At 61.7% G+C, this 5303-nt stretch carries 4 protein-coding genes and 2 pseudogenes; 3 read left to right on the forward strand and 3 right to left on the reverse strand.

Annotated features, from left to right (window positions below):
* A pseudogene (locus tag HMPREF9538_RS09685) lies at nucleotides 1-228 on the forward strand (M20/M25/M40 family metallo-hydrolase); the annotation flags it as partial.
* 32 nt (nucleotides 229-260) lie between these two features.
* Here the strand turns inward: HMPREF9538_RS09685 and HMPREF9538_RS09680 are convergent.
* Nucleotides 261-1238 (reverse strand): NAD(P)H-dependent flavin oxidoreductase, encoded by a 978-nt coding sequence (locus HMPREF9538_RS09680; RefSeq protein ID WP_004179941.1) that lies wholly within the window; start codon nucleotides 1236-1238, stop codon nucleotides 261-263.
* Nucleotides 1239-1412: 174 nt separating this feature from the next.
* On the opposite strand from HMPREF9538_RS09680, the gene HMPREF9538_RS09675 reads away from it, so the two are divergent.
* Entirely contained in the window at nucleotides 1413-2303 is an 891-nt protein-coding gene (locus tag HMPREF9538_RS09675) for a LysR family transcriptional regulator (RefSeq protein ID WP_004218747.1), read from the forward strand.
* Between the two features lie 64 nt (nucleotides 2304-2367).
* Nucleotides 2368-2901, forward strand: coding sequence for an E3 ubiquitin--protein ligase (locus HMPREF9538_RS09670; protein WP_171805145.1), 534 nt, complete (start codon nucleotides 2368-2370; stop codon nucleotides 2899-2901).
* A 231-nt stretch (nucleotides 2902-3132) separates the two neighbouring features.
* Here HMPREF9538_RS09670 and HMPREF9538_RS09665 read toward each other — a convergent pair whose 3' ends face one another.
* Together HMPREF9538_RS09665 and HMPREF9538_RS09660 are read right to left on the reverse strand one after the other, a co-directional pair.
* Complete coding sequence (locus HMPREF9538_RS09665) at nucleotides 3133-4233, reverse strand: NADH:flavin oxidoreductase/NADH oxidase (RefSeq protein ID WP_009485565.1); 1101 nt, start codon at nucleotides 4231-4233, stop codon at nucleotides 3133-3135.
* 107 nt (nucleotides 4234-4340) lie between these two features.
* Nucleotides 4341-5303: pseudogene (locus tag HMPREF9538_RS09660) on the reverse strand (FAD-NAD(P)-binding protein); the annotation flags it as partial.

The following is a 5303-nucleotide window of genomic DNA, read 5'->3' on the forward strand; positions in this document are numbered from 1 at the left end:
GGGGGGGGGGGGGGGGGGGGGGGGGGGGTGCAGGGGCGTTCCCTGACGCTGCCGAGCGGCGCAGGGCATGATGCTATCGCCATCGCCGAGCGCTGGCCATCGGCGATGCTGTTTGTGCGTTGCCTGGGGGGCGTCAGCCATCACCCGGCGGAGTCGGTGACCGCCGCCGACGTCGGGCTGGCTATCGACGCTTTCTCCCGGGCGGTAGAGAAGGTGGCCGACGCCTGATCGCGCCGGTCACCGTGCCCCGGCTGGCGGCTTTACACCGCCAGCTGGTTCACCACCTCGGCGACGGAGGTGATGGCATGGATGTTGCCGATCCCCGCGCCCACCGAGATATATCCCTCATCGGTATTCCCCTCCAGCATGCCCAGCCGCATCCCGCGCAGCCCGCCCATCGCCTGGGCCAGCTCGGTCCTGGAGGCGCCGGCCCGGTCCATGGCCACCAGTGTGTCGCTCAGTTTGCCGGGCAGCGCGCGGTAGTAGTCCGGCAGGGTACGGAACAGGCGCAGATCCAGACCGTTGGCGGCCACAATTTTCGCTTTCACCGAGTCGGGAACCCGGCTTTCGATGGTGCTGATAAATACCGAACCGGCGAAGACGCCCTCCGCCCCCAGGGCATGAACGGCGCGCGCGCCCCGGGCGTCGGTGATCCCTCCGGCGGCCATCACCGGAACCCGCTGTACCGCGTCAACGATCAGCGGGACGATGGTGAAGGTCCCGAGGGCGGTACCCGGCAGCGTGCCGCCTTCGTCAAAGCCGGTGGCGACAATAATATCCGCTCCGGCCTGCTCCGCGCGGCGGCTGTTCTCCGGCGTCGGGTTGATGTCACGATAGATAATGGTGATCCCGGCGGCTTTCAGTTCGTCGAACAGCGCCGGTTTTAACGAACCGTCGCCGTAGCCGGTGTAGACCACCACCTTAACCCCTTCCTCTTTGATCACCGGGAGGATCGCCGGCGTCCAGATGTCATTTTCCGCCGTCGGGATCAGGTTGACGCCAAAGGGTTTCTCCGTCAGCTGTTTGGTTTTGCGGATCTCTTCGCGCATTTTCTCGGCGGTGGCCTCCGGGGTGGAGACGGCGGTTGCCGCCGTCAGTCCGGCGTTCGGGCCCAGCACGCCAAGCCCACCGGCGTTGCCGACGGCCGCCACCAGACGAGCATCGGTTAGCCAGGAGAGGGGCCCCTGGACCACCGGTTTTTCAATACCCAGAATGCGGGCGACGCGGTTAGGTTGCATGCTATTTTTCCTTGTATGTTAATAAGTTATAAATGTGTTCGCCCCAGCGATGCGGCAATGAGGGCAGTGTAGGCGTCTTTATTGTTTTAAAAAATGAGCAAAAACTTTCATCACTATTATTAAATTAGTAATAATGTGAACTGATGAAGAGGTGGGAGGCGGGCCATCATGCAAATGAATCTGTTTGAAAATATTAAAATTTTTATTGAAATCGTCGATGCCGGCAGCTTTGCCCAGGCGGCGGAAAATTTGCAGATCCACCGACCGGCGGTGACCAAAGCACTGCAGCAGCTGGAGCAGGAGAGCGGGGTCCGGCTGCTGCAGCGCACCACCCGGCGTCTGTATCTTACGCCGGAGGGGGAAGAGTTTTATCGTCGCAGCAAACCGTTGCTCTCCCAGGCCGACGATCTGCTGGAGTCGTTCGCGCCGGACCGGCCGATCCGCGGTCAGCTGCGCGTTGATATGCCGATCGCCTTTGCCCGGCTGCTGGTGATCCCGCATCTGCCGGATTTTTATCAGGCCCATCCGGAGGTGGAGATTGTCCTCAGCAGCTCCGACGTACGCCGGGATATGCTGCGCGATGGTCTGGATTGCCTGCTGCGGGTGGGGGATCTTGAGGATGGCGACTATGTGGCGCGTTCGCTGGGGGAGGTGGCGTTAACCACCTGCGCCAGTCCGGGCTATCTGGCACGCTATGGGGCGCCCGCGACGCTGGAGGACCTGCAGTCGCATCTGGCGGTGAACTGGGTGAACAGCAGCAGCCGGCAGATTATGCCCTGGCGATTCCAGACCCCGGAGGGCATCAGGCAGATCGCCATTCCCGGTAAACTGGTGCTGGACAACTCTGAAGTCTTTACTGCTGCCGGGCTGGCGGGGCTGGGGATGCTGCAGGGGATGCGTTTCTTTTTGCAACCTTATATCGACAGCGGGCAACTGGTGGAAGTTTTGCCGGACTTTCCGGCGCCGCGTCGACCGTTGTCGCTGCTCTATCCGCACCGGCATCTCTCGCATAAGGTTCGGGTCTTTGCCGACTGGCTGCAGGGGCTGGTGGCGACCCTGGACTGACAATCGGCGCTGTCGCCTTGACTCTATCGGCTGAGCGTTTATATATAAAATGTGAATGCTATTAATGCAACGAATCACAAAGCTGGATAACGACTTAACCTGTAAGGGAATGCTGATGAAACTCTGGAATAAAACACTACTCGCTTCCGCCCTGTGCCTGACCCTGTTTGGCTGCGATGATGCGTCGAAAGTTGATAACAAACTGGATAAGGCTAAAGATAATGCGGAGCAGATGAAGGATGCCGCGGCGGATAAAGCGCAGGCAATTAAACAGGATGCGGATAAGCAAATCGATACGCTGAAAAGCCAGGCTGACGCCGAGGCCGATCGCCTGAAGGATCAGGCCAGCGCCATCAAGGCCGAGGCGGACAAGAAGGCGGACGCCATCGCCCAGCAGGCGAAAGCCCAGGCCGATGCGGTGAAGCAGAACGCAAAGCAGGAAAGTGACCGCATAGTCAAAGAGGCGGGTCAGATCAAAAACAACGCCATCGGTGACGCCAATCAGCTCTCGGCTGAAGCGGCGAGCAAAACCAAAGCCATCCAGGACAGTATCGCGAAGGATAAACAGAACGCCGCGCCGCCTGCCGCACAGCAGTAACTCGCGGTGTTTGCCTGACCCGCCGCCCGGAAATATAGGGAGCGGAGCCTGATAGATTGCCCGGCGGCGCTGCGCTTGCGCGGCCTACGCAGGAGCGCGTTGGCTGCGCAATGACCGGGTATCACCCTTTTGTAGGCCGGGCAAGGCGTCGCCGCCGCCCGGCACATGGACCGCAATAACATCCTGCTCAGGGGTATCTTACGATACCCCTTTTTTATGCCCGCCGTGGGTTCAACGGTTTGGCAGCAGGGTGCCTTTCAGGCCGTGCGGCTCCGAGCGCAAATACTGCGACGGCACACGGACCTGGGCGCCAAGGCTGGCCGCAGCGTGCCACGGCCAGTGCGGATCGTAGAGTACCGCGCGGGCGAGGGCGATCAGGTCGGCATCGCCATTCTCCAGCGCCGCTTCCGCCTGCTGCGGGTCGGTGATCAGCCCCACGCCAATCACCGGGATGGCTACCTGCTGGCGAATGTCGCGGGCGAAAGGCAACTGGTATCCCGGCCCAACGGTGATCGCCTGCTGCGGCGACAAACCGCCGCTGGAGACGTGAATATAGTCACTGCCCAGCGTTTCCAGCTGCTGGCTAAACTTAATGGACTGCTCGCAGTCCCAGCCGCCTTCGACCCAGTCGGTAGCCGACAGCCTGACGCCCACCGCCATGGTGTTGCCCACTGCCTCGCGGATCGCCTTAAAGACTTCCAGCGGATAGCGCATTCGGTTCTCCAGCGAACCGCCGTACTCGTCGCGGCGCTGGTTGCTGAGCGGCGAGAGAAACTGGTGCAGCAGATAGCCGTGGGCGGCGTGCAGTTCAATCAGCTCAAAGCCCAGCCGCTGGGCGCGCAGCGCGCTGGCGACGAAGGCCGCTTTGATGCGCGCCATATCGGCATGGCTCAGTTCAGCGGGGGCGCGATCGCCATCGTGAAACGCCACGGCGGAAGGGGCGACGGTCTGCCAGCCACCATCGTTGAGCGCCAGCTGATGGCCTCCCAGCCAGGGGGCGGCGCAGGATGCCTTGCGTCCGGCATGACCCAGCTGGATCCCCAGACGGATCGGCGACCAGGCCCGAATATCTTCGACTACGCCGCGCAGGGCGTTTTCGGTTTCATCATCCCACAGCCCCAGATCCCCCGGGGAAATACGCCCCGCAGGCTCTACCGCCGTGGCTTCCAGAATTAACAGGCCGGCGCCGGAGAAAGCCAGTTGGCCAAGATGGATCCGGTGCCAGGAGGTCGCCTTACCCTCGTCGGCGGAGTACTGACACATCGGGGCGATAACGATACGGTTATCAAGGGTGAGTTGACCAATTCGCGTCGCGCTAAAAAGATGACTCATGAATACCTCGTAAATGTTAAACGTGGTCGTGCAGGGGACGGACAGTTGCTGTTTATAGCACGCCTGTTCACCCCCCCAGTATTCGGATATTGCGCTTAAGCGCTCCGCTATTCGATATACCAGAGACGGCGCCGTCGGCCGGCGGCCTGCTGCGACACGGCGCGGGCCATTGCGCTGCCAATCTCGGCGCTGGCCGTCAGCCCCTGCACAAAGGGGCGATCGTGCATCAGCCAGGGAAGAGCGCCGAAGGCGACCCGGCCGCGCACTGTCTCCGGCGCCTGCAGCGTGTAGTCATCACCGACGTCCGGAATGTCGTCGCCGCAGGCCAGCAGCTGCTGGCGCAGTGAAGGGAAGGGCAGATCCCGGGTTTTCAGCGCTTTTTGTCCGCGGGCATCGATAAAGACATCGAATTCGCAGCGCTGACGATGATGAACAATCAGCGTCCGGTCAGGCTCCCGCTGCAGCTCATAATCTTCGCCCAGCGTCAGGATCCGCAGAATGCCAGCCCGGTGCAAGGCCAGCAGCCGACGTATGGACTCCGGCGGAATGGCGGCGTAGTTATCGATAAATACCCGAGCGAGGCCCTGGCGGAAGCGACGGCTGTCCGCGTCGTTGAACTGCGGCACCACGGTTTCAATCGCCTCATGCAGGCGCAGAATGGCATAGCGCCAGGGCACCGTGTGGTGTTCGCGCTTATTGCGCTCCACCTCCTGCAGATTGCGCTGCGCCCACTGAAAGGGGTCATGGGTGAGGCGGTCGGCAAACCAGGCGTCGGCGATACTGTCAGGCGTCAGCTGACGAAGCCCGATCGCCTCGCTCCAGTCGGGGGCAGCATATTCCAGCTCTTTAACGATCAGCTCAAAAATCCGATCTAACAGAGCGTCGCTACCCTCCGCAATGGCCGCTTCGAGGGCGGCGGGAGTGGCAATCTCCAGCGGCTCCCACGGGATCGGGCAGTAAAAATCGGCCTCCGGCAGCACGCCGTGGCGTGACATCAGGGTGATCTCCAGCGCTTCGCTGCCTGGATGAAGGGAAAAATGGGTCGTTTTGTCGTCCTCGGTATGGAAAAA

The sequence above is a fragment of the Klebsiella sp. MS 92-3 genome (assembly GCF_000195655.1).
Taxonomy (GTDB): Bacteria; Pseudomonadota; Gammaproteobacteria; order Enterobacterales; family Enterobacteriaceae; genus Klebsiella; species Klebsiella pneumoniae.

Bases quoted from the DNA above. Each gene is read 5' to 3' on its own strand.
- HMPREF9538_RS09680 (WP_004179941.1), bottom strand. From the start codon at position 1,238: ATGCAACCTAACCGCGTCGCCCGCATTCTGGGTATTGAAAAACCGGTG.
- HMPREF9538_RS09675 (WP_004218747.1), top strand. From the start codon at position 1,413: ATGAATCTGTTTGAAAATATTAAAATTTTTATTGAAATCGTCGATGCC.
- HMPREF9538_RS09670 (WP_171805145.1), top strand. From the start codon at position 2,368: ATGCAACGAATCACAAAGCTGGATAACGACTTAACCTGTAAGGGAATG.
- HMPREF9538_RS09665 (WP_009485565.1), bottom strand. From the start codon at position 4,233: ATGAGTCATCTTTTTAGCGCGACGCGAATTGGTCAACTCACCCTTGAT.